The 18,754-nt window shown below is 67.3% G+C and carries 17 protein-coding genes; 11 read left to right on the forward strand and 6 right to left on the reverse strand.

Features of this window, described 5'->3' with window-relative positions; translation table 11 throughout:
* Positions 1 to 61: 61 nt before the first annotated feature.
* The 3 genes from PVT71_RS18670 to PVT71_RS18680 form a co-directional block, all read right to left on the reverse strand.
* On the reverse strand, positions 62 to 547 hold the full coding sequence (locus PVT71_RS18670; protein WP_353473948.1) for an RES domain-containing protein: 486 nt from the start codon (positions 545 to 547) through the stop codon (positions 62 to 64).
* Positions 547 to 987 carry an antitoxin Xre/MbcA/ParS toxin-binding domain-containing protein gene (locus PVT71_RS18675; protein ID WP_353473949.1) on the reverse strand — a complete coding sequence of 147 codons (441 nt, stop codon included), beginning with the start codon at positions 985 to 987 and terminating at the stop codon, positions 547 to 549. Before PVT71_RS18675 ends, PVT71_RS18670 begins: the two co-directional genes overlap by 1 nt.
* A gap of 114 nt (positions 988 to 1,101) precedes the next feature.
* The gene (locus tag PVT71_RS18680) at positions 1,102 to 1,704 is read right to left on the reverse strand and encodes a hypothetical protein (protein WP_353473950.1); all 603 of its coding nucleotides are present in this window, start codon (positions 1,702 to 1,704) and stop codon (positions 1,102 to 1,104) included.
* Positions 1,705 to 2,186: 482 nt separating this feature from the next.
* On the opposite strand from PVT71_RS18680, the gene PVT71_RS18685 reads away from it, so the two are divergent.
* Both PVT71_RS18685 and PVT71_RS18690 read left to right on the forward strand, forming a co-directional pair.
* Positions 2,187 to 3,497, forward strand: a complete 1,311-nt coding sequence (locus PVT71_RS18685) for an AAA family ATPase (protein ID WP_353473951.1) — start codon at positions 2,187 to 2,189, stop codon at positions 3,495 to 3,497.
* On the forward strand, positions 3,494 to 4,546 hold the full coding sequence (locus PVT71_RS18690) for a ParB N-terminal domain-containing protein (protein WP_353473952.1): 1,053 nt from the start codon (positions 3,494 to 3,496) through the stop codon (positions 4,544 to 4,546). The genes PVT71_RS18685 and PVT71_RS18690 overlap by 4 nt, the downstream gene beginning before the upstream one ends.
* 756 nt (positions 4,547 to 5,302) lie before the next feature.
* On the opposite strand, the gene rhaI is transcribed toward PVT71_RS18690, so the two are convergent.
* Both rhaI and PVT71_RS18700 read right to left on the reverse strand, forming a co-directional pair.
* Complete coding sequence (gene rhaI / locus PVT71_RS18695; RefSeq protein ID WP_353473953.1) at positions 5,303 to 6,577, reverse strand: L-rhamnose catabolism isomerase; 1,275 nt, start codon at positions 6,575 to 6,577, stop codon at positions 5,303 to 5,305.
* Between the two features lie 76 nt (positions 6,578 to 6,653).
* Complete coding sequence (locus PVT71_RS18700) at positions 6,654 to 8,753, reverse strand: bifunctional rhamnulose-1-phosphate aldolase/short-chain dehydrogenase (protein ID WP_353473954.1); 2,100 nt, start codon at positions 8,751 to 8,753, stop codon at positions 6,654 to 6,656.
* A 186-nt stretch (positions 8,754 to 8,939) separates the two neighbouring features.
* On the opposite strand from PVT71_RS18700, the gene PVT71_RS18705 reads away from it, so the two are divergent.
* The 8 genes from PVT71_RS18705 to PVT71_RS18740 all read left to right on the forward strand — a co-directional run bounded on the left by PVT71_RS18705 (position 8,940) and on the right by PVT71_RS18740 (position 17,238).
* Positions 8,940 to 9,740 (forward strand): DeoR/GlpR family DNA-binding transcription regulator, encoded by an 801-nt coding sequence (locus PVT71_RS18705; RefSeq protein WP_353473955.1) that lies wholly within the window; start codon positions 8,940 to 8,942, stop codon positions 9,738 to 9,740.
* 46 nt (positions 9,741 to 9,786) lie between these two features.
* Entirely contained in the window at positions 9,787 to 10,785 is a 999-nt protein-coding gene (gene rhaS / locus PVT71_RS18710; protein ID WP_353473956.1) for a rhamnose ABC transporter substrate-binding protein, read from the forward strand.
* 72 nt (positions 10,786 to 10,857) lie between these two features.
* Positions 10,858 to 12,402: a sugar ABC transporter ATP-binding protein gene (locus tag PVT71_RS18715; RefSeq protein ID WP_353473957.1), complete on the forward strand. Its 1,545-nt coding sequence runs from the start codon at positions 10,858 to 10,860 to the stop codon at positions 12,400 to 12,402.
* Between the two features lie 100 nt (positions 12,403 to 12,502).
* Positions 12,503 to 13,483 (forward strand): ABC transporter permease, encoded by a 981-nt coding sequence (locus PVT71_RS18720; RefSeq protein ID WP_353473958.1) that lies wholly within the window; start codon positions 12,503 to 12,505, stop codon positions 13,481 to 13,483.
* Positions 13,480 to 14,481: an ABC transporter permease gene (locus PVT71_RS18725; RefSeq protein ID WP_353473959.1), complete on the forward strand. Its 1,002-nt coding sequence runs from the start codon at positions 13,480 to 13,482 to the stop codon at positions 14,479 to 14,481. The genes PVT71_RS18720 and PVT71_RS18725 overlap by 4 nt, the downstream gene beginning before the upstream one ends.
* Complete coding sequence (gene rhaM / locus PVT71_RS18730) at positions 14,481 to 14,795, forward strand: L-rhamnose mutarotase (RefSeq protein WP_353473960.1); 315 nt, start codon at positions 14,481 to 14,483, stop codon at positions 14,793 to 14,795. The genes PVT71_RS18725 and rhaM overlap by 1 nt, the downstream gene beginning before the upstream one ends.
* A gap of 7 nt (positions 14,796 to 14,802) precedes the next feature.
* A complete protein-coding gene (locus tag PVT71_RS18735; RefSeq protein ID WP_353473961.1) occupies positions 14,803 to 16,218 on the forward strand; it encodes an FGGY-family carbohydrate kinase in 1,416 nt (471 codons plus the stop codon).
* A 66-nt stretch (positions 16,219 to 16,284) separates the two neighbouring features.
* Entirely contained in the window at positions 16,285 to 17,238 is a 954-nt protein-coding gene (locus PVT71_RS18740) for a 3-hydroxyacyl-CoA dehydrogenase NAD-binding domain-containing protein (protein WP_353473962.1), read from the forward strand.
* A gap of 39 nt (positions 17,239 to 17,277) precedes the next feature.
* Here the strand turns inward: PVT71_RS18740 and PVT71_RS18745 are convergent, their stop codons facing one another.
* Positions 17,278 to 17,706, reverse strand: coding sequence for an Lrp/AsnC family transcriptional regulator (locus PVT71_RS18745; protein WP_353473963.1), 429 nt, complete (start codon positions 17,704 to 17,706; stop codon positions 17,278 to 17,280).
* 121 nt (positions 17,707 to 17,827) lie between these two features.
* Between PVT71_RS18745 and rocF the strand changes: the two genes are divergently transcribed.
* On the forward strand, positions 17,828 to 18,754 hold the full coding sequence (gene rocF / locus PVT71_RS18750; protein ID WP_353473964.1) for an arginase: 927 nt from the start codon (positions 17,828 to 17,830) through the stop codon (positions 18,752 to 18,754).

Consider the following 18,754-nt stretch of genomic DNA (forward strand, 5'->3'; position numbering starts at 1 on the left):
CGGCGCATGTCCCCACGGAGACGCGCGGGCGCGCCCGACTCAGATCCGGCGGCGGTGCGGGTCATCCGCGCGAGAAGAGCCGGGCGTCCCAGGCGATGGGCGTCTCCAGCCCCGGACGGATCCGCGCGAAGTCCGGGTGCGCCGCATTGAAGAGGAAGTTGCGCTCCACCGGCGCGACGGCGCTCGGCACGACAAGCACGGCAGAGCGCCGCTCTTCCACCCATGCGTGGCCGAAGGCGGCGGCCCCCGGATCGCCGGACTGCTGCCAGCCCGGCGCGAGGTGGTCGGCAAAGACCTCGTAGCTTACGCCCGCGGGAATGGTGATCTCGAGCGCGTGCTGGCCCTCGGGCAGGATCCCGGCGAAATGCACCAGCTTCTCGAGCATGGCGGTCGAGAAATGCTCGGAGGCGTAGATCACCGGATCCCCGGCCATGTGCCAGCGCCCGCCGTAGCGCAGCGCGCCGCCCTCGGACCAGATCGGATACCGCCCCTCGGGATCGCCGATGCGCCAGGCGCGGCGCTCGGCGTCGAAGCGGCGGTGGGTCATCAGGCGGCGAAGCCCGACTCGGCCCGGTGCAGAAGGTCGATCACCGCGTCCGCCCCGGCCGAGCTGGAGGTGGCGAGATCAAGCGCCGCGCGGCCCCCGAGCATCGGGTGCGGGGCCTCGAGAAAGGCCATGCAGCGCTCGTGATCGCCGCGGTAGAGGCGCAGCGCGAGCTCGTAGACGCGGGCGAATTCGTAAAGCTTTTCACTGGTTTCCCGGCTGAGCGGCTTGCCCTGCCGGCGCACGCGCCGATAGGTCGCCTCGGGCAGGATGCGGAAGAACCGCGCCGCGCCGAGCCGGTCATGCACCCGCGTGGCGCTGTCCGCCGGAAGCCCGTGCGCCACCTGCTCGGCGATGCCGAGCCGGTCGATGGCCCCGCCGGCAAGGCCGAGAAGATCGGCGATGCGCAGGGCCTCGGTGGGCCGTTTCTGCAGCGTCTGCATGGAATCTGCCTCCGGCGCTTGGGTGTCAGGTGATATGTATATGGCGCTCAGCTGATCGCGGTCAAGGTCGGCCTGCCCCGTATCCCCCGCCGGTCCCGGGCCGGGAAGAACGGCTCAGCCGGTGATCTCGATGCGGCGCAACCCTTGGAATTCCTGCGCGGCCATGCCCTGGAGCGGCCGCAGATGGTGGGTCAGCACGTATTGCGCGGCAAAGGCGGAGGGCGCCTTCAGCATCAGCAGCCCCTGCTCGAAACTGTCGAAGGCCAGCCCCGAGAACCAGCTGCGATGCAGGCCGGGCTCGGTCTGCGCGAGCCGTGCAAGCGTGCGCGGCCAGGGTCCGGCCTCGCTGGCCTGCGGCTGCGGCGCGGGCGCTTCCGCCGCGCGGGCCCCGAAATCGACGCGGACGACCTTTTCCTCGGCCGGCGTGCTCTCGGGGGTCTGCACCTCCATGCGGGCCGAGAAATCCGGGCCGACGTTTTCCCAATGCGGCGCGCTCAGCCGGTAGACCTCGGCGTAGTTGAGCCGGTAGGCAGCCACCCTGCCCCGCACACCGGGCCGCAATTGCAGCAGGATCTCGGCCTTGGTCAGCCGCTTGATCTCGCGTTTCACCGTGCGTTCGTCGACCGACCAGAGCCGCGCCATCTCGCGCTGGCCGACCGTCAGCTCGTCTGTGCGCCAGTTGTAACGCGCCGTCACCAGGGCCACGAGCCGCAGCATCGAAGTCTGGACTCCGGGCGATCCATTCAGCCCGGCAAGGGCCAGGGCCGTCAACAGGTCGTATTTCTGGGAGCCTGCCTGAGGTCCCGTAAATCGTTTGAAGTCCATGATCGTCTGCTCTGCCGCTCGGTCAGGGACGGCTGCATTGGCCGATTCCCCGTTGGCTTCCACACTGCTCGATTTTCCCGTCATTTGTCAATGTGGGCAGAAAGACGGGACGGGAACCCTAATCCAAATTCATTTGGAAAAAATCGGTTCATTGGTAATGGGTGACAGCATTGATGACACCATTTTAGGGGGTGTTTGTCACCTTATCCACCGTTTTGGCCCCAGGGCTGTCACGAAATCCGTGTCGGACCCGCCGCAGAAATCCCGTAATCCTGAAAAACTTCGCGAAAAAACGAGAAACTCGAACTTGGGGTTTTGCCCTTTCCGCAATTCGCGTTATTGAATGGCCAGTGAGAGAAAACACGAGCAGGCCCATGAGAGACCATTCCGACCTTCAATCCATGAACGAGCGCAGCCTCGCACAGCAGGCTGCGGTGCGCCGCGCGACCTTCTCCCCGGCAGAGGAAAAGATCCTGCGGCCCTTCTCCATCTGGGAGATCAGCCACTTCATGTTCGACGTGCCGGCGGACACGCTGCGCAAGAAACTGGCCGACGATCCCTCGCTGCCGCAGGGCTCGGTCGAGGAGGACGGGCGCCAGCGCTGGTTCTCGCTGCAGGAGATCAACGAGCTGCGCCGGCGCCTGCGCTTCCGCGGCAAGCCGCTCCTGCCCCACCGGCCGGCCGGCCGCGCGATGCGCGTGGCGGTGTCCAACTTCAAGGGCGGCGTCGGCAAGACCGTCGTGGCCCAGCACCTCGCCAATGCCGCGGCGCTCGACGGCTATCGCGTTCTCGTGATCGACTTCGACCCCCAGGCCACGATGACCCACTCGATGGGCCTCGTCGAGGTGAAGGAGTGGAACACGGTCTGGGGCATCATGTGCCGCGACCTTTGCCGCGAGGCCGACCGCATCGCCGCCGCCTATGACGACCCGGCGGACTGCCCCTACCCCACCGCCGACGAGCTGCCCGAGGACGTGCAGTCGATCGGCGCGCAGCGCATCCAGGACTTCATCCAGAAGACCGCCTGGCCGACCATCGACATCATCCCCTCCTGTGCCAACGCCGCCTTCGTCGAGTTCGCCTCGGCCCAGTACCGCGCCATGCACAAGGCCTGGAGCTTCTTCGGCTGCGTGTCGCGCTACCTCGACGAGCTGCCGCAGGACCAGTACGACCTGATCATCTTCGACTGCCCGCCGGCGATCGGCTACCAGTCGCTGAACGCGGCCTTCGCGGCGGACATCCTCTATATCCCCTCGGGCCCGGGCTACTGGGAATACGACTCGACCACGAGCTTCCTCGGTCAGCTCGGCGACGCGCTCGAGGACATCTCGGACGGTTTCGCCAAGGTCGCCGAGGACGCCGGCATCCGCCTGCCCAAGCGCTTCGACGACGTGCGGCTCCTGATGACCCGCTTCGAGCAGTCGAACCCGCTGCACGTCGCGATGATGGACGCCTTCCGCAATGTCTTCGGCGCGGACGTCTGCCGGCACGCCATCGAGATGACCCGCGCGGTCGAGCAGTCGGGCCGCTTCCAGCAGTCGGTCTATGAACAGGACTACCGCCAGATGACCCGCGAGACCTGGAAGCGGGCGCGCCAGAGCTTCGACGCCGCCTATGACGAGTTCAAGGAGGTGGTGCTGCGCGCCTGGGAAGCCAAGAACGCGAAGGAGGAGGTTGAGGCATGAGCAGCAAGAACAAGTTCGGCTTCGGCCCGATCGAGACCGCCGAGGTCAAGCCGCGCCGCCGCGACGTGGGTCCGATGGGCGCCGCTGTGCGCGAGGCGGCGAGCAGCCTGACCGAGAGTACCGAGAACCTCGTCGAGCAGCGCCGCCAGAACGCCACCGATGCCAAGGCCTATCGCGAGGCCCGGGAAGAAGGCCGCGTGCTCGTCGCGATCCCGCTCGAGGACATCCGCACCGACGACCTGCCGCGCGACCGTCTCGACCTCAGCGCCGTGGCGACCTCGGACGAGATGGAGGAACTCAAGGCCTCGATCCGCGAGCGTGGGCAGAAGGAGCCGATCGAGGTCTATCGGACCGAGGGCGGCTACCAGCTGAAGAAGGGCTGGCGCCGCGTGACCGCGCTGCAGCAGCTGCTGACGGAAACGGGTGACGTGCGCTTTGGCAAGGCAATCGCGCGGGTTGCCGAGGAAGCGGGCACGCGGATCGACCTCTATATCGACATGGTCGAGGAGAACGTGATCCGCGAGGACCTGAGCTTTGCCGAGATGGCGCAGGTCGCGATCACCGCCGCGCAGGACACCGGGCTTGACGGGATGGGCGCGGAGGAACTCGTCGGCCGCATCTATGCCTCGCTGCACAAGATGAAACGCTCCTATATCCGCAGTTTCGTCTACCTTCTCGAACAACTCGAGGAGGCGCTGCCGTATCCAAAGGCGGTATCGCGCAATCTCGGTGTCGACGTGGCGCGCAAGCTCCAGGCCGCGCCGGAGCGGGCAGGGGCGCTGCGTTCGGTGCTTTCGACGGTGAATTCGGCCGAGGAACAGTCCGAGATCCTGAAAAAGTTCGTCCAGGCGGCGGACCGTGCCGAGAGCAAGGCGCAGGACACGCCGCGCCAGCGCAGCGTGAAATACGAATTCCATGTCGGCCTGTCCAAGGTCACCGCGCGCAAGGGCGAGTGCCGGATCCTCTCGGAGATCGATTTCTCCTCGGTGGACCGCAAGCGCCTGCAGCGCGCGGTGGAGGCGTTCGAGGCCGCTCTGCGCGACGGGTAACCCGCGGGTTACGGGACGGGTGACGGTAACCCGGCCAGAAAACAAAGGGCGCAAGGCCGGTAACCCATGGGTTACCGGCCTTTTGCTTAGGGGAGGACTGGTGTGCCTGATGGCCCGATGCTCGCGGGTCGTGAGGAGGCGGTCTGCGTTAACGGTGGGGAAGGGGAGCGCGGTTCGGCGGCGCGAATGAAGACTCGGCCATCAGGTCAAATAAGACGCCTGCGGAACGCTCTCTTGTTCAGGTGGCAGTGTAGCGGGGCAGGGTGCGCGTAACCCTCCTCAGCGCGACTCTGGGTAACCCGTGGGTTACCCAGAGTCGCGCAGCCTCTGGGCAAGCGCCTAAGCTGGTTTCACATCCATCTCTCAAGGATTTTCGGCGAGATGGCTGTCTCGGCGCAACGCCTAGACCTCCAACCGAGCCGTAAAACAAAGAGTGACCCGATCCGCGAAGGAGCTGACGGGGCAGGGGAGTCGCGTATGGTTGTGCTCTGAGCGTTTCATCAAGGATAAAGGACACAGCTGGCCGCGGGGTGGGCGCCTCGAGTCCAGAGACGGGTTCAGCGCTTCAGGGAATATCAGAAGCCAGAAATTGCCGAAATCAGGGGTGATTCGGCCTGAAACCCCAGCGAATCAGGGGTTTGCGGGCCAAAAAACGGCTTCGAATCGCCTCTAAATGCATGAGAAGGAAAGAAAAATCCCGGCAGATTTCGCTGCCGGGACGGGATTTTGGCCTCAGGGCCAGGTATTTGCGGAAGATCAGACGATCCCGCCGCCAGCGCCACTCACTTCCGGCCGTTCCGAGGCGACCTTGGCACGATAGGCCGACGCCCGGTAGGTCGCGACAGGGTCGATCGCCGCCCCGGCCTCAAGCCGTGCCATGGCGAGGATCGGCTCGACGTCGATGCGGTAAGCGGCCTTCAGCGTCGCCGCACCCATGAGCGCATCGTTCTCCTCCTGGAAGCCTTTCAGCGCCTGGCGGTCCACCAGCAGGGCCTGCGCATAGGCGCGCCGCACCTCGTTCGCCGACGACATCAGGCTCTCGATCGGGTCCGTCACGTTGTGCGACTGGTCGAGCATGTGCGCCGGCGCGAAGCCTTCCTTGCCCTCGGCCGCCACCAGTTCGTTGAACACGAGGAAGAGCCGGAACGGGTCAATGCTGCCGGTGTCGAGATCATCGTCGCCGTACTTGCTGTCGTTGAAGTGGAAACCGCCGAGCTTTCCGAACTGGATCAGCCGCGCCACGATCATCTCGATATTGGTGTTGGGCGCGTGGTGGCCGAGGTCGACGAGGCAGAAGGCGCGCTCTCCGAGCTCTTTCGCGATCAGGTAGTTCGTGCCCCAGTCCTGCACGACGGTGGAGTAGAAGGCGGGCTCGAACATCTTGTGCTCGGAGAAGAGCCGCCAATCTCCGGGCAGGCCCTTGTAGATCTCCTGCATGGAGGAAAGGTACCGCTCGAACTGCGCGGTCAGGTCGGTCTGGCCGGGGAAGTTCGAGCCGTCGCCGATCCACACCGTCAGGGCTTTGGAGCCCAGTTTCGAGCCGATTTCGATGCATTCGAGGTTGTGCTCGACTGCCTGCGCCCGCACCGCCGGATCGGTGTGCGAGAGCGAGCCGTACTTGTAGCTGAGCTTCTGCCCCGGCTGGTCCTGGAAGGTGTTCGAGTTCATTGCGTCGAAGCCAAGCCCGAGCGACGCCGCCTTTTCCAGCAGCGCCGCGGGGTCCTCTTTGTCCCAGGGAATGTGCAGCGAGACGGTGGGCGTCGCGGCGGTGAGCTGGTGGATCACGCCGCAATCGTCGAGCTTGTCGAAGATGCCGCGCGGCTCGCCACCGCCGGGAAAACGGGCGAAGCGGGTGCCGCCGGTGCCCACGCCCCAGCTCGGCACGGCGACGCCGTAAGAGCCGACCTTGCGCTTTATAGTGTCGATATCGATGCCGCGGCGGGCAAGTTGCGCGCCCAGCATCTCGTAGTCGAACCGGAGCGCCTCGGCGCGCGCCGCGTTCTGCGCGGCAATGAGTTCGCTGTCGATCATGAAATCCTCCCGTGCCGCCTCGAGCGGGCGGCGTGAAAAAGGCGGCGCGAGGGACCCGCGCCGCCGGAACAGAGACTTATCGCGTGAAGGCTTCCTTGTTGCCCGCATCGACGTTGAGGATGTTGCCGGTGGACTTGGCCGAGAGATCCGAGGCAAGGAAATAGGCCGCCTCGGCGATGTCCTCGGGCAGCACCGAGCGCTTCAGCATCGAGCGGTTGCGGTACATCTCCTCGAGCCCCGCCTTGTCGGTGCCGTAGGTCGAGGCGCGCTGGTCGAGCCATTCGCCTTCCCAGATGCGCGAGCCGCGCAGCACCGCGTCGGGGTTCACCACGTTGACCCGGATGCCGAGCTCGGCGCCTTCCAGCGCGAGGCAGCGGGCGAGGTGCAGCTCGGAGGCCTTGGCGGTGCAGTAGGCGGAGGCGTTGGGCGAGGCCGCGAGGCCGTTTTTCGACCCTATGAAGACGATCGAGCCGCCGAGCCCCTGCTTTCGCAGCAGGCCGAAAGCCTCGCGCGAGACCAGGAAGTAGCCGGTCGACAGGATGTCCATGTTGCGGCTCCAGAGCGCCAGCGACGTCTCCTCGACCGGCGCAGAGGAGGCGATGCCCGCGTTCGACACGAGGATGTCGACCCCGCCGAACTCCACCGCGGTCTCTGCATAGGCCCGCGCGACGGCCTCTTCGCGGGTCACGTCCACGGCGACGGCACGCACGACATCCCCAAAATAGACACTTGCGAGCCGTTCGCCGACCTTCTCGGCCGCGGCAAGGTCGATGTCGGCGAGCACCACGCAGGCGCCTTCGCGCAGCAGGCGCTCGGCCGTCGCTGCGCCGATGCCGCCGCCGCCGCCGGTGACCAGCGCGACGCGCCCGGCCAGCGACTTGGGCTTGGGCATGCGCTGGAGCTTGGCCTCCTCGAGCAGCCAGTACTCGATGTCGAAGGCTTCCTGCTCGGGCAGGCCCTGGTACTCGCTGACCGCCGAGGCGCCGCGCATGACGTTGATCGCGTTGACGTAGAACTCTCCCGAGATGCGCGCGGTGGCCTTGTCCTTGGCAAAGGTGATCATGCCGACGCCGGGAACGAGGTAAACCACCGCGTTAGGATCGCGCAGGGCAGGGGAGTCGGGTCGCTTGCAGCGCGCGTAATAGGCGGCGTAGCTGTCGCGGTAGGCCTCGATCTGCGCCGGGAGGCTCGCAAGCGTGGCCTCGAGATCCGCCGTGTTCGGGTCGAAATCGACAACCAGCGGCGCGATCTTGGTGCGCAGGAAATGGTCCGGGCAGGAGGTGCCCATGGGCGCGAGCGTCTCGAGCGCGTGGGAGTTCACGAAGTCGAGCACCGCGTCCTGGTCGTCGAAGTGGCCGACCATGTGCTGGTTGCCCGAGACCATGCCGCGGATCGCCGGCATCAGCGCCGCCGCCACCTCTCGCCGCCCCTCGGGGGCGAGGCTCTGCAGCTTGGCGCCGCCAAAGGCCGGCTTGCCCTCGGTCTTCGCCTCGAGCCAGGCGATGGCCTCGTTGATGATCTCGATGGTGGTGGCATAGCAGCTCTCGGCGGTGTCGCCCCAGGTGAAGAGACCGTGGCTTTCGAGCACGACGCCGTCGGCCTCGGGGTTCTCGAGGCAGAATTTCTCGAGCCAGAGACCCAGTTCATAGCCGGGCCGCTTCCAGGGCAGCCAACCAATGCGGCTGCCGAATATCTCCCGTGTCAGAGCCTTGGATTCGGTCGAGGCGGCGATGGCGATGATCGCGTCGGCGTGCATGTGGTCGACATGGGCGCGGGGGACGTAGGCGTGCAGCGGCGTGTCGATGGAGGCGGCGCGCGGGTTCAGGTTGAAGGTGCAGTGCGGCAGGTAGCCGACCATCTCGTCCTCGAACTCCAGCCCGCGATAGACACCCTTCAGCGCGCGCAGCTTGTCCATGTAGAGGGTCGAAAACCCGTCCAGCTTCATCGAGCCGACGTCGCCGCCCGAACCCTTGACCCAGAGCACCTCGGCGGCCTCGCCGGTGAGCGGATCGCGCTCCATGACCTTGGCCGAAGTGTTGCCGCCGCCGTAGTTGGTGATTCGCTTGTCCGACCCCAGAAGGTTGGACCGGTAGAGCAGCTTCTCCGGCTCGCTCATCCCCGCGGCCTTGCCGCTATCCCACAGATTTTGCAGGCGGTCCTTGGCCCGTGTCAGCATGGTGTTCCTCCATTGTCGCGGTCCGGAATGGCCGCCTCCTCGCCGTGAAAGCTGCGGCTGGACCCGCGATCTGTCAACCAGAAACGATCATAACCAATCATGCGGCGGTGCAGCATGATTGAAAATGAAAAAACATGATTGACTTGAATCGGGATTCGTCCAATCTGGACCGAACGGGAGGACCAGATGCACGAAACGGAACGCCACAGGATCATTCTTTCCGCCGTCCAGGAGCGGCCGATCGTGACGGTTTCCGAACTCGTTGCGCTGACCGGCACCTCCGAGGCGACGATCCGGCGCGACATCGCCACGCTGCATGGCGCCAAGCGTCTGCGCCGGGTGCGCGGCGGCGCCGAGGCGCTGACCCCGCCGCCGCTGCCGGGGCTCGCCGGCCGGCCCTTCGCGGTGAACCAGGCGATCAACATCGACCAGAAGCAGGCCATCGCCCGCGAGGCGGTGGCGCTCTGCGACGACGGCGAGGCGATCATCATCAACGGCGGGACGACCACCTTCCAGATGGTGCACCCGCTGGCCAACCGCCGGCTGCAGGTGCTGACCAACAGCTTCCCGATCGCCGAGCACCTGCTGAAGAACTCCAAGAACACGGTGATGCTGCCCGGCGGCGCGCTCTACCGCGAGCAGAACATCATTCTGTCGCCCTTCGCCAACGACATGACCCGGCACTATTATGCCAAGCGCATGTTCATGGGCGCCTATGCGCTGGGGCCGATCGGCCTGATGGAGGCCGACCCGCTGCTGATCCAGGCCGAGGAAAAGCTCATCGACCAGGCCGACGAGCTGGTCGTGCTGGTCGACAGCTCGAAATTCGACAACCGCTCGAGCCTGGTGCTCTGCCCGCTCGAGCGCATCGACATCGTCATCACCGATGACGGGATTTCCGACCGCACCGCCTCGATGCTGGAGGCAGCCGAGATCCGGCTGATCGTGGCGCAGGTGCGACGGGCGAGGGACGCCGGGGCGGGCTGACCGCACGGCTCAGAGACGTGAACGCTCATCATTCAGGGAGGATAACATGGGCATTACGAGAAGACTTTTCGGAGGCTGCGCGCTCGCCGCGGTGATGCTGGCCGGCGGTGCCGCACAGGCGCAGGACAACGTCCGCATCGCGCTGGTGGTCAAGGCGCTCGGCATCGGCTTCTTCGAGGCCGCCGCCAAGGGCGCCGAGGAAGCCGCCAAGGAGCTGGGCAATGTCGAGGTGATCTACACCGGCCCGACCGACACCACCGCCGAGGGCCAGATCGAGGTCATCAACTCGCTGATCGCGCAGAACGTCGACGCCATCGCCGTCTCGGCCAATGACACCGACGCGCTGGTGCCGGCGCTGAAGAAGGCGATGCAGCGCGGCATCACCGTGATCTCCTGGGACAGCGGCGTCGCCCCCGAGGGCCGTCAGCTGCACCTCAACCCCTCGTCCAACCCGCTCATCGGCAACATGATCATCAAGCTCGCCGCCGACAACCTGCCCGAGGGCGGCAAGGTCGCGGTGCTCTCGGCCACCACCACCTCGACGAACCAGAACACCTGGATCGACGAGATGAACAAGGTGATGGGCAACTACCCGGGCATCGAGGTGGTGGGCACGGTCTACGGTGATGACCTCGCCGACAAGTCCTACCGCGAGGCGCAGGGCCTGATGCAGACCTACCCGGACCTCGACGCGATCATCGCGCCGACCTCGGTGGGCATCGTCGCCGCCGCCCGCGCCGTCGAGGACGCCGGCAAGGTGGGGCAGGTGAACGTGACCGGGCTCGGCCTGCCGTCCGAGATGGCCGGCGCGATCGAGAGCGGCGCGTCGAAGAGCTTTGCCATCTGGAACCCGATCGACCTTGGCTACTCGGCCACCTACCTCGCCTACGAGCTGGCCACCGGCGCCGCCGAGGCCGCCCCGGGCGCCGAGATCCCGATGGGCCGCATGGGCAAGCTGACCCTCGACGACAACAACGAGGGCGCGATGGCCGATCCCTTCGTCTACGACGCCAGCAACATCGACGAGTTCAAGAGCATCTTCTGATCCGCTCCTGACCTGAGCCCCGGCGCGCGTTTGCGCCGGGGTCCCACCCAAACCCAGGCACTGGGGGCCTCGATGCAAGTCAGCCTCACCACCCCGCCCGTCGCAGCCGCGATGGCCGATGCCGCACCCGTGCTGCGGCTCGAGGGGATCACCAAGACATTCCCGGGGGTGAAGGCCCTCGACGGCGTCACGCTCGAGCTCTACCCCGGCCAGGTCACCGCGCTGGTGGGCGAGAACGGTGCGGGCAAGTCGACGATCGTCAAGACGCTGACCGGCATCTACCAGCCCGACGCTGGCACGATCAGCCTTGCCGGGCAGCCGGTGCAGTTCGCCACCGCGCAGGACGCCACCGCCGCCGGCATCACCGCGATCCACCAGGAGACGGTGCTTTTCGACGAGCTTTCCGTTGCCGAGAACATCTTCATCGGCCACGCGCCGCGCACCCGCTTCGGGCTGATCGACTGGGCGAAGATGCGCAAGGCCGCGCAGGAAATCCTGGCGCGCATCGATGCCGACCTCGATCCCGACATGCCGCTGCGCGAGCTCGGCATCGCCTCGAAGCACCTTGTGGCCATCGCCCGTGCGCTTTCGGTCGATGCCCGCGTCGTCATCATGGACGAGCCCACCGCCGCGCTCTCGCACAAGGAGATCGAGGAGCTTTACGAGCTGGTCGAGCGGCTGCGCGCCGAGGGCCGGGCCATCCTCTTCATCTCGCACAAGTTCGACGAGATCTTCCGCATCGCCGACCGCTACACCGTCTTCCGCGACGGGCAGCACGTCGGTTCGGGCCTCATCGCCGACGTCGACGAGGCGGAACTGGTGCGCCTGATGGTCGGCCGCTCCGTCGACCAGATCTTCCCTCAGCGCGCCCACAACATCGGAGACGAGGTGCTGAAGGTCGTGGGCTACGCCCATCCCACCGAGTTCGACGAGATCAACTTCACCCTGCGCCGCGGCGAGATCCTCGGCTTCTACGGGCTGGTCGGGGCAGGGCGCTCCGAGGTCATGCAGGCGCTCTTCGGCGTGACGAAACCCTCCAAGGGCGCGGTGCGCATCGACGGCCAGGTGCGGGTGATCCGCTCGCCCGCCGAGGCGGTGAACAATGGCATCGTCTACGTGCCCGAGGACCGCGGCCGGCAGGGGGCGGTGATCGGCCTGCCGATCTTCCAGAACGTCACGCTGCCCTCGCTGGCGCAGACCTCGCGCCACGGCTTCCTGCGGCTTTCCGAGGAATTCGCCCTCGCGCGCGAATATACCGAACGGCTCGACCTGCGCGCCGCCGCGCTCGACCAGGACGTCGGCAATCTCTCGGGCGGCAACCAGCAGAAGGTGGTGATCGCCAAGTGGCTGGCGACGAAGCCCAAGGTGATCATCCTCGACGAGCCCACCAAGGGCATCGACATCGGCTCCAAGGCGGCGGTGCACGGCTTCATGGCCGAGCTCGCGGCGCAGGGCCTGTCGGTGATCATGGTCAGCTCCGAGATCCCCGAGGTGCTGGGCATGTCCGACCGCGTCATCGTCATGCGCGAGGGGCTCATCGCCGCCGAGCTCGAGGGCGAGGACCTCACCCCCGAGAACCTCGTGCGCCATGCCGCCGGCATCGGGGCGCGGCCATGACCCCGCCGCCTTCATCTTTCCCAAAATACTCCGGGGGTGAATTCGCGCAGCGAAGAGGGGGCAGCGCCCCCAACACCCCTCCGGCACAGGGAGCCGCCCGATGAGATCCTTCCTGAAATCCCGCGAGGCGATCCTCTCGGCCGCGATCCTCGTTCTGCTCGCGCTGATCGCCAGCCGCTTCCCGGCCTTCGTCGCCCCTGCCAACCTCGCCCGGGTCTTCACCGACACCTCGCCGCTGATCCTGCTTGCGCTGGGGCAGACCGTGGTGATCCTCACCCGCTGCATCGACCTCTCGGTCGCGGCGAACCTCGCGCTGACCGGCATGGTCTGCGCCATGCTGAACGCGGCGCACCCGGGCGTGCCGGTGGCGGTGATCCTCGCGCTCGCCCTCGCCATGGGCGCGGTCATGGGGATGATCAACGGGCTGATGGTCTGGAAGCTGAAGATCCCGCCCATCGTCGTGACGCTCGGCACGATGACCATCTACCGCGGCATCATCTTCGTCATTTCGGGTGGCGCCTGGGTCAATGCGCACGAGATGAGCCATGCCTTCACCGGCTTCCCGCGCGCGAGCCTTCTCGGCCTGCCGGTGCTGGCCTGGATCGCCATCCTCGTGACCGGGCTCTTCTTCCTCGCCATCGCCCGCACCCCGCTCGGCCGTGCCTTCTACGCCGTGGGCGGCAACCCGCACGCGGCGGTCTACACCGGCATCGACGTGGGCCGCACCCAGTTCATGGCCTTCACCATCTCCGGCATGCTGGCGGGTCTCACCGGCTATCTCTGGGTCGCCCGCTACTCGGTGGCCTATGTCGACATCGCCGGCGGCTTCGAGCTCGAGGTCGTGGCGGCCTGCGTCATCGGTGGCATCTCGATCGCCGGCGGGGCAGGGACCATCCTCGGCACGCTGCTCGGCGCGCTCTTCCTCGGCATCGTCAAGAACGCCCTGCCGGTGGTCGACATCTCGCCCTTCTGGCAGCTCGCCATCTCGGGCACGGCGATCATCGTCGCGGTGGCCTTCAACACCCGTTCCGGCCGCAGCAAGGGCCGCATCATCCTCAAGCGCGCGGAGGGCCACGCATGACCGACACCGCCACCCACGGCCAGGCCCCGCGCCGCATCCCCGACCGGCTGCAGGGCCCCGGTGCGCGGCTCTTGAAAAGCTGGGAGCTGCTGCTCTTCGTCGTCGCCGCGGCGATCTTCATCGCCAACAGCTTCGCCTCGCCCTATTTCCTCGACGCCTGGAACCTCAGCGACGCGACCTTCAACTTCACGGAAAAGGCGATGATCGCCTTTGCCATGGCGCTGCTGATCATCAGCGGCGAGATCGACCTCTCGGTCGCCTCGATCATCGCGCTCGCCTCGACCGCCATGGGCGCGGCGGTGCAATACGGCGCGGGCACGCCCGAGCTGGTGCTGATCGGCCTTGCCACGGGTCTGCTCTGCGGCGCCTTCAACGCCGTGCTGGTGACCAAGATGGGCCTGCCGTCGATCGTGGTGACCATCGGCACGATGAGCCTCTTCCGCGGCATTTCCTACATCGTGCTCGGCGACGGGGCCTACCGCGGCTACCCGGCGGACTTCGCCTATTTCGGGCAGGGCTACGTGTTCTGGGTCATCTCCTTCGAGTTCGTGCTCTTCGCGCTGCTCGCGGTGCTCTACTACATCCTGCTGCACCGGACCAACTTCGGCCGCATGGTCTATGCGATCGGCAACAACGCCACCGCTGCCAGCTTCTCGGGCATCCGGGTGGCGCGGGTGAAGTTCATCCTCTTCCTGCTCACCGGGCTCATGTCGGGGATCGCCGCGATCTGCCTGACCTCGCGGCTCGGCTCGACGCGGCCCTCCATCGCCTTCGGCTGGGAGCTCGAGGTGGTGACCATGGTCGTCCTCGGCGGCGTGTCGATCCTCGGCGGCTCGGGCTCGATCCCCGGCGTGGTGATCGCCGCCTTCGTCATGGGGCTGGTGACTTTCGGGCTGGGCCTGCTGAACGTGCCGGGCATCGTCATGTCGATCTTCATCGGCTTCCTGCTGATAGGGGTGATCGCCCTGCCGCGGCTCTGGGCGATGTGGAGGCATTGATGGAGAAATACGCCTTCCGCATGGAGCTGAACCCCGGCTGCGCCGAAGAGTACAGGCGCCGCCACGACGCGATCTGGCCCGAGCTGGTCACGCTGCTGAAGGAGGCCGGGGTCGAGGATTACTCGATCCACCTCGACGCCGAGACGAACCACCTCTTCGGCGTGCTCTGGCGGCGCGAGGACCATGGCATGGACGCGCTGCCGCGCACCGAGGTCATGCAGCGCTGGTGGGCGCACATGGCCGACATCATGCGCACCCACCCGGACAACGCGCCGGTGGCCGTGCCGCTCGTGCCGATGTTTCACATGAAATGAGCCTGCCATGACCCCGCCGCCCCGCCCGAACCCCCGTCACGTCGCCGTCTGGGACATTGGCAAGACCAACGCCAAGATTGCGGTCGTGGACATGTCCACCATGACCGAGATCGGCGTGCGCACCCGCCCGAAGGCGGTGCTGCGGGACGGGGCCTATCCGCATTACGACATCGACGGGCTGTGGGAATTCCTCATGGAGGGGCTGGCCGCGCTGCAGGCCGAGCACGGGATCGACGCGATCAGCATCACCACCCATGGCGCGTCGGTCGTCCTGCTCGATGGGGCGGGGGAGCTTGCCTGCCCGGTGCTGGATTACGAGCACGACGGGCCGGACCGGCTGGCCGCGACCTATGACGCGATCCGCCCGGAGTTTGCCCTGACCGGCTCGCCGCGCCTGCCGATGGGGCTGAACGTCGGGGCGCAGCTGCACTGGCTTCTGGAAACGCAGGAGGGGCTGCGCGCGCGGCTGGCGCAGGTGGTGACCTACCCGCAGTACTGGTCCGGTCGCCTCACCGGGCACTTCGGTTGCGAATACACCTCGCTCGGCTGCCACACCGATCTCTGGCTGCCGCGCGAGGGGGGCTTCTCGCCGCTGGTGGCCGCTTTGGGGCTCGAGGGCAAGATGGCGCCGCTCGCCCATGCCGGCGACGTGGCGGGCGCGCTGCTGCCGCAGATCGCCGCGCGCACGGGCGTTGCGCCCGATACCCCGGTGCTCTCGGGCATCCACGATTCCAACGCCTCGCTGCTGCCGCATCTCAAGGCGCTGCCGCAGCCCTTCGCGGTGGTCTCGACCGGCACCTGGGTGATCTCGATGGCGGTGGGCGGCGCGCAGGTCGCGCTGGATCCGGCGCGCGACCTGCTGATCAACGTCAACGCGCTTGGCGGGCCGACGCCCTCGGCGCGGTTCATGGGCGGGCGCGAATACGAGATGCTGAAGCCCGAGACCGGCCCGCATTCAGAGCGCGACGTGGGTGCCGTTCTGGAACGACGCGCCATGCTGCTGCCCTCGGTCGAGACCTCCTCCGGCCCCTTCCCGGGCCGGCACGGCGACTGGACCGAGGCACTGTCGCCCGGCGAGAAATCCGTGGCGCTGGCCTTCTACCTCGGGCTGATGACCGCCGAGTGCCTGTCGCTGATCGGGGCCGAGGGGCCGGTTGTGGTCGAGGGGCCCTTTGCCCGCAACGCGCTGCTGCTCGACATGCTGGCCGCCGCGACCGGGCGCGAGGTCTTCTGTTCCGCCTCGGCCACCGGCACCAGCCTCGGCGCCGCGCTGCTCGCGGTGCAGGAGGCCCCGGCCAGCGCGGTGCAGCGACACGCGCGAGGCGGCGACCCCGCCGCGCTCGAGGATTACGCAGCGGCATGGCGCGCCGCGGTGCGGCGTGATCCCTCCGAGGGGTCTTTCGCCCGCCGCGCAAACGGCTAGGGTGCGCGCAAGCGAGGCGTCTTTCGCCCAGCCATGCGCGATTTCCCGAATTCGAGAGGTTTTCCCATGCCCTTCCCGACCAATCCCCAGACCGTCGCCGTCATCGGCACGGGAACCATCGGCGCCAGCTGGGCGACGCTGTTCCTCGGCGCCGGGCTGACCGTCCGCGCCAGCGATCCCGGAGCGGGCGCCGAGGCCAAGCTGCGCACCTTCGTCACCGCCGCATGGCCGTCGCTGGAAGCGCTCGGTCTGACCTCAGGCCGCAGCGCCGAGGACGCGCAGGCCGCGCTCAGCTTCTTCGCGACGCCCGAAGAGGCGGCGACCGGCGCCGAGCTGGTGCAGGAGAACGCCCCCGAGCGCATCGAGATCAAGCGCGAGACCTACGCAAGGCTGGAATCCGCGCTGGCCCCCGAAGTGGTGATCGCCTCCTCGACCAGCGGCATCATGCCCAGCGAACTGCAGGCCGGGATGAAACACCCCGAGCGTCTGGTCGTCGGCCACCCGTTCAACCCGCCGCACCTCGTGCCGCTGGTCGAGGTGGTGCCGGGCAAGCTGACCTCGGAGGCGGCGGTCGATGCCGCGATGGCCTTCTACAAGGCCATCGGCAAGGTGCCGATCAAGCTCAACCGCGAGATGATCGGCCATATCGCCAACCGGCTTCAGGCCGCCGTGCTGCGCGAGAGCGTCTACCTTGCGCGCGAGGGCGTGGCCTCGATGCAGGACATCGACCTTGCCGCATCGATGGGACCGGGCCAGCGGTGGGCCTTCATCGGGCAGGGCAAGATCTTTGCCCTTGCGGGCGGCGTCGGCGGCATGACGCATTTCCTCGACCACCTTGGCGAGGCGGTGGAGACCTGGTGGGACGACCTGGGCGATGCCCGGCTCGACACCGAGACCCGCGCCATGCTGACCGAGGCCTATGGCACGCCGACCGAGGAGAGCTTTGCCAGGGACGTCGCCTTCCGCGACGCGGCGCTGCTGCGCCGTCTCAAGGCGCTGTCGGACGACGCGCAGGGCTGACCCGAACTAGATGCCGGGCGGCGACCTGCCCGCCCGGCGCTACCCGGCCACGTGGGCCAGCAGCAGGCAACTTTCCGAGTTCAGCACTCCCGGCACCTCGCGGATCTCGCGCAGCACGCGGTCGAAGTTGACCAAGGAGTCCGTGCGGATCTCGACCACCAGATCCCAGGCGCCGTTGGTGGCGTGGATGGTCGCGACCTCGGGGATGCGCGTCAGCGTGCGGATCACGTTGCGCGACAGCCGCCCCTGAAGCTCGACCATGGTGATCGCGCGCACCTCTCCCTCGACATCCTGATCCGTCTCGATCGTGAAACGCCGGATCCGCCCCTCGGTCACCAGCGCCTCGAGCCGGGCGCGCGCCGTCGTGCGCGAGATCCCGACCGTCTGCGCCAGTTGGGTGATCGACATGCGCGAGTCGCCGCGCAGCGCGGCTATGATGGCACGGTCGGTGGGGGCAAGCTGCGTCATGCTGTGCTATTTGACCTCTGAACTGATCAAAGTGAACAGCGCATATGCCGATCTGGTCACTTTGGCGAGCGGAAAAGTCATCAGATCGGTGCATGATGCGCCAAATCCAATTGGAGAGACCATGTCCAGAACCTGTTCCCTTCTCGGCGCCCCGGTCCAGACCGGCGCGTCGCAACCGGGCTGCCTGATGGGCCCCGCCAGCCTGCGCACCGCCGGGCTCGAGCCGACGCTGGCCGAGCTCGACTGGCAGGTGACCGACCTTGGCGACCTGAGCATCCCGGTGCTGTCCCCGCGGGGACACGAGAACGAGGTGATCCACAACCTCGCCGAGACCATCGCCTGGATCGAGGTGCTGGAGGCCGCGGCCTACGACGCGGCCAGCGGACATGACCTGCCGATCTTCATGGGCGGCGATCACTCGATGAGCGCCGGCACCGTCGCCGGCATGGCGCGCTACGCGCAGGAGCAGGGGCGCCCGCTCTTCGTGCTCTGGCTCGACGCGCACCCGGACCTGCATTCGCTGGAAACCACCACCAGCGGCAACCTGCACGGCACCCCTGTCAACTACTTCACCGGCCAGCCGGGCAACGACGCCTACCCGCCGCTTGCCGCGACCGTGCCGACCCAGAACATCTGCATGATGGGCATCCGCTCGGTCGACAAGGCCGAGCACCGGCTGATCTCCGAGCAGGGGATCGAGGTGCACGACATGCGCGCCATCGACGAGACCGGCGTGCTGGCGCCGCTGAAGACCTTCCTCCAGAAGGTGAAGGCGGCCGACGGGCTGCTGCATGTCAGCTTCGACGTCGATTTCCTCGAGCCCGGCATCGCCCCCGCCGTGGGCACCACCGTGCCCGGCGGCGCGACCTTCCGCGAGGCGCACCTGATCATGGAAACCCTCGGCGACAGCGGGCTCGTCCGTTCGCTCGACCTCGTCGAGCTCAACCCCTTCCTCGACGAGCGCGGCCGCACGGCGAAGCTGCTCTGCGACCTGACGGCAAGCCTCTTCGGCCGCCGCGTGCTCGACCGCATGACCCGGAGCTTCTGA

Origin of the sequence: Salipiger sp. H15 (assembly GCF_040409955.1) — a bacterium.
GTDB lineage: Bacteria > Pseudomonadota > Alphaproteobacteria > Rhodobacterales > Rhodobacteraceae > Salipiger.

Excerpts from the sequence above, each read along its gene's own strand:
- PVT71_RS18745 (WP_353473963.1), bottom strand. The coding sequence starts at position 17,706 with ATGACGCAGCTTGCCCCCACCGACCGTGCCATCATAGCCGCGCTGCGC.
- PVT71_RS18715 (WP_353473957.1), top strand. The coding sequence starts at position 10,858 with ATGCAAGTCAGCCTCACCACCCCGCCCGTCGCAGCCGCGATGGCCGAT.
- rhaI (WP_353473953.1), bottom strand. The coding sequence starts at position 6,577 with ATGATCGACAGCGAACTCATTGCCGCGCAGAACGCGGCGCGCGCCGAG.
- PVT71_RS18725 (WP_353473959.1), top strand. The coding sequence starts at position 13,480 with ATGACCGACACCGCCACCCACGGCCAGGCCCCGCGCCGCATCCCCGAC.
- rocF (WP_353473964.1), top strand. The coding sequence starts at position 17,828 with ATGTCCAGAACCTGTTCCCTTCTCGGCGCCCCGGTCCAGACCGGCGCG.
- PVT71_RS18680 (WP_353473950.1), bottom strand. The coding sequence starts at position 1,704 with ATGCTGCGGCTCGTGGCCCTGGTGACGGCGCGTTACAACTGGCGCACA.
- PVT71_RS18685 (WP_353473951.1), top strand. The coding sequence starts at position 2,187 with ATGAGAGACCATTCCGACCTTCAATCCATGAACGAGCGCAGCCTCGCA.
- rhaS (WP_353473956.1), top strand. The coding sequence starts at position 9,787 with ATGGGCATTACGAGAAGACTTTTCGGAGGCTGCGCGCTCGCCGCGGTG.
- PVT71_RS18690 (WP_353473952.1), top strand. The coding sequence starts at position 3,494 with ATGAGCAGCAAGAACAAGTTCGGCTTCGGCCCGATCGAGACCGCCGAG.
- PVT71_RS18705 (WP_353473955.1), top strand. The coding sequence starts at position 8,940 with ATGCACGAAACGGAACGCCACAGGATCATTCTTTCCGCCGTCCAGGAG.
- PVT71_RS18670 (WP_353473948.1), bottom strand. The coding sequence starts at position 547 with ATGACCCACCGCCGCTTCGACGCCGAGCGCCGCGCCTGGCGCATCGGC.
- PVT71_RS18700 (WP_353473954.1), bottom strand. The coding sequence starts at position 8,753 with ATGCTGACACGGGCCAAGGACCGCCTGCAAAATCTGTGGGATAGCGGC.
- PVT71_RS18720 (WP_353473958.1), top strand. The coding sequence starts at position 12,503 with ATGAGATCCTTCCTGAAATCCCGCGAGGCGATCCTCTCGGCCGCGATC.
- PVT71_RS18735 (WP_353473961.1), top strand. The coding sequence starts at position 14,803 with ATGACCCCGCCGCCCCGCCCGAACCCCCGTCACGTCGCCGTCTGGGAC.
- PVT71_RS18740 (WP_353473962.1), top strand. The coding sequence starts at position 16,285 with ATGCCCTTCCCGACCAATCCCCAGACCGTCGCCGTCATCGGCACGGGA.
- rhaM (WP_353473960.1), top strand. The coding sequence starts at position 14,481 with ATGGAGAAATACGCCTTCCGCATGGAGCTGAACCCCGGCTGCGCCGAA.
- PVT71_RS18675 (WP_353473949.1), bottom strand. The coding sequence starts at position 987 with ATGCAGACGCTGCAGAAACGGCCCACCGAGGCCCTGCGCATCGCCGAT.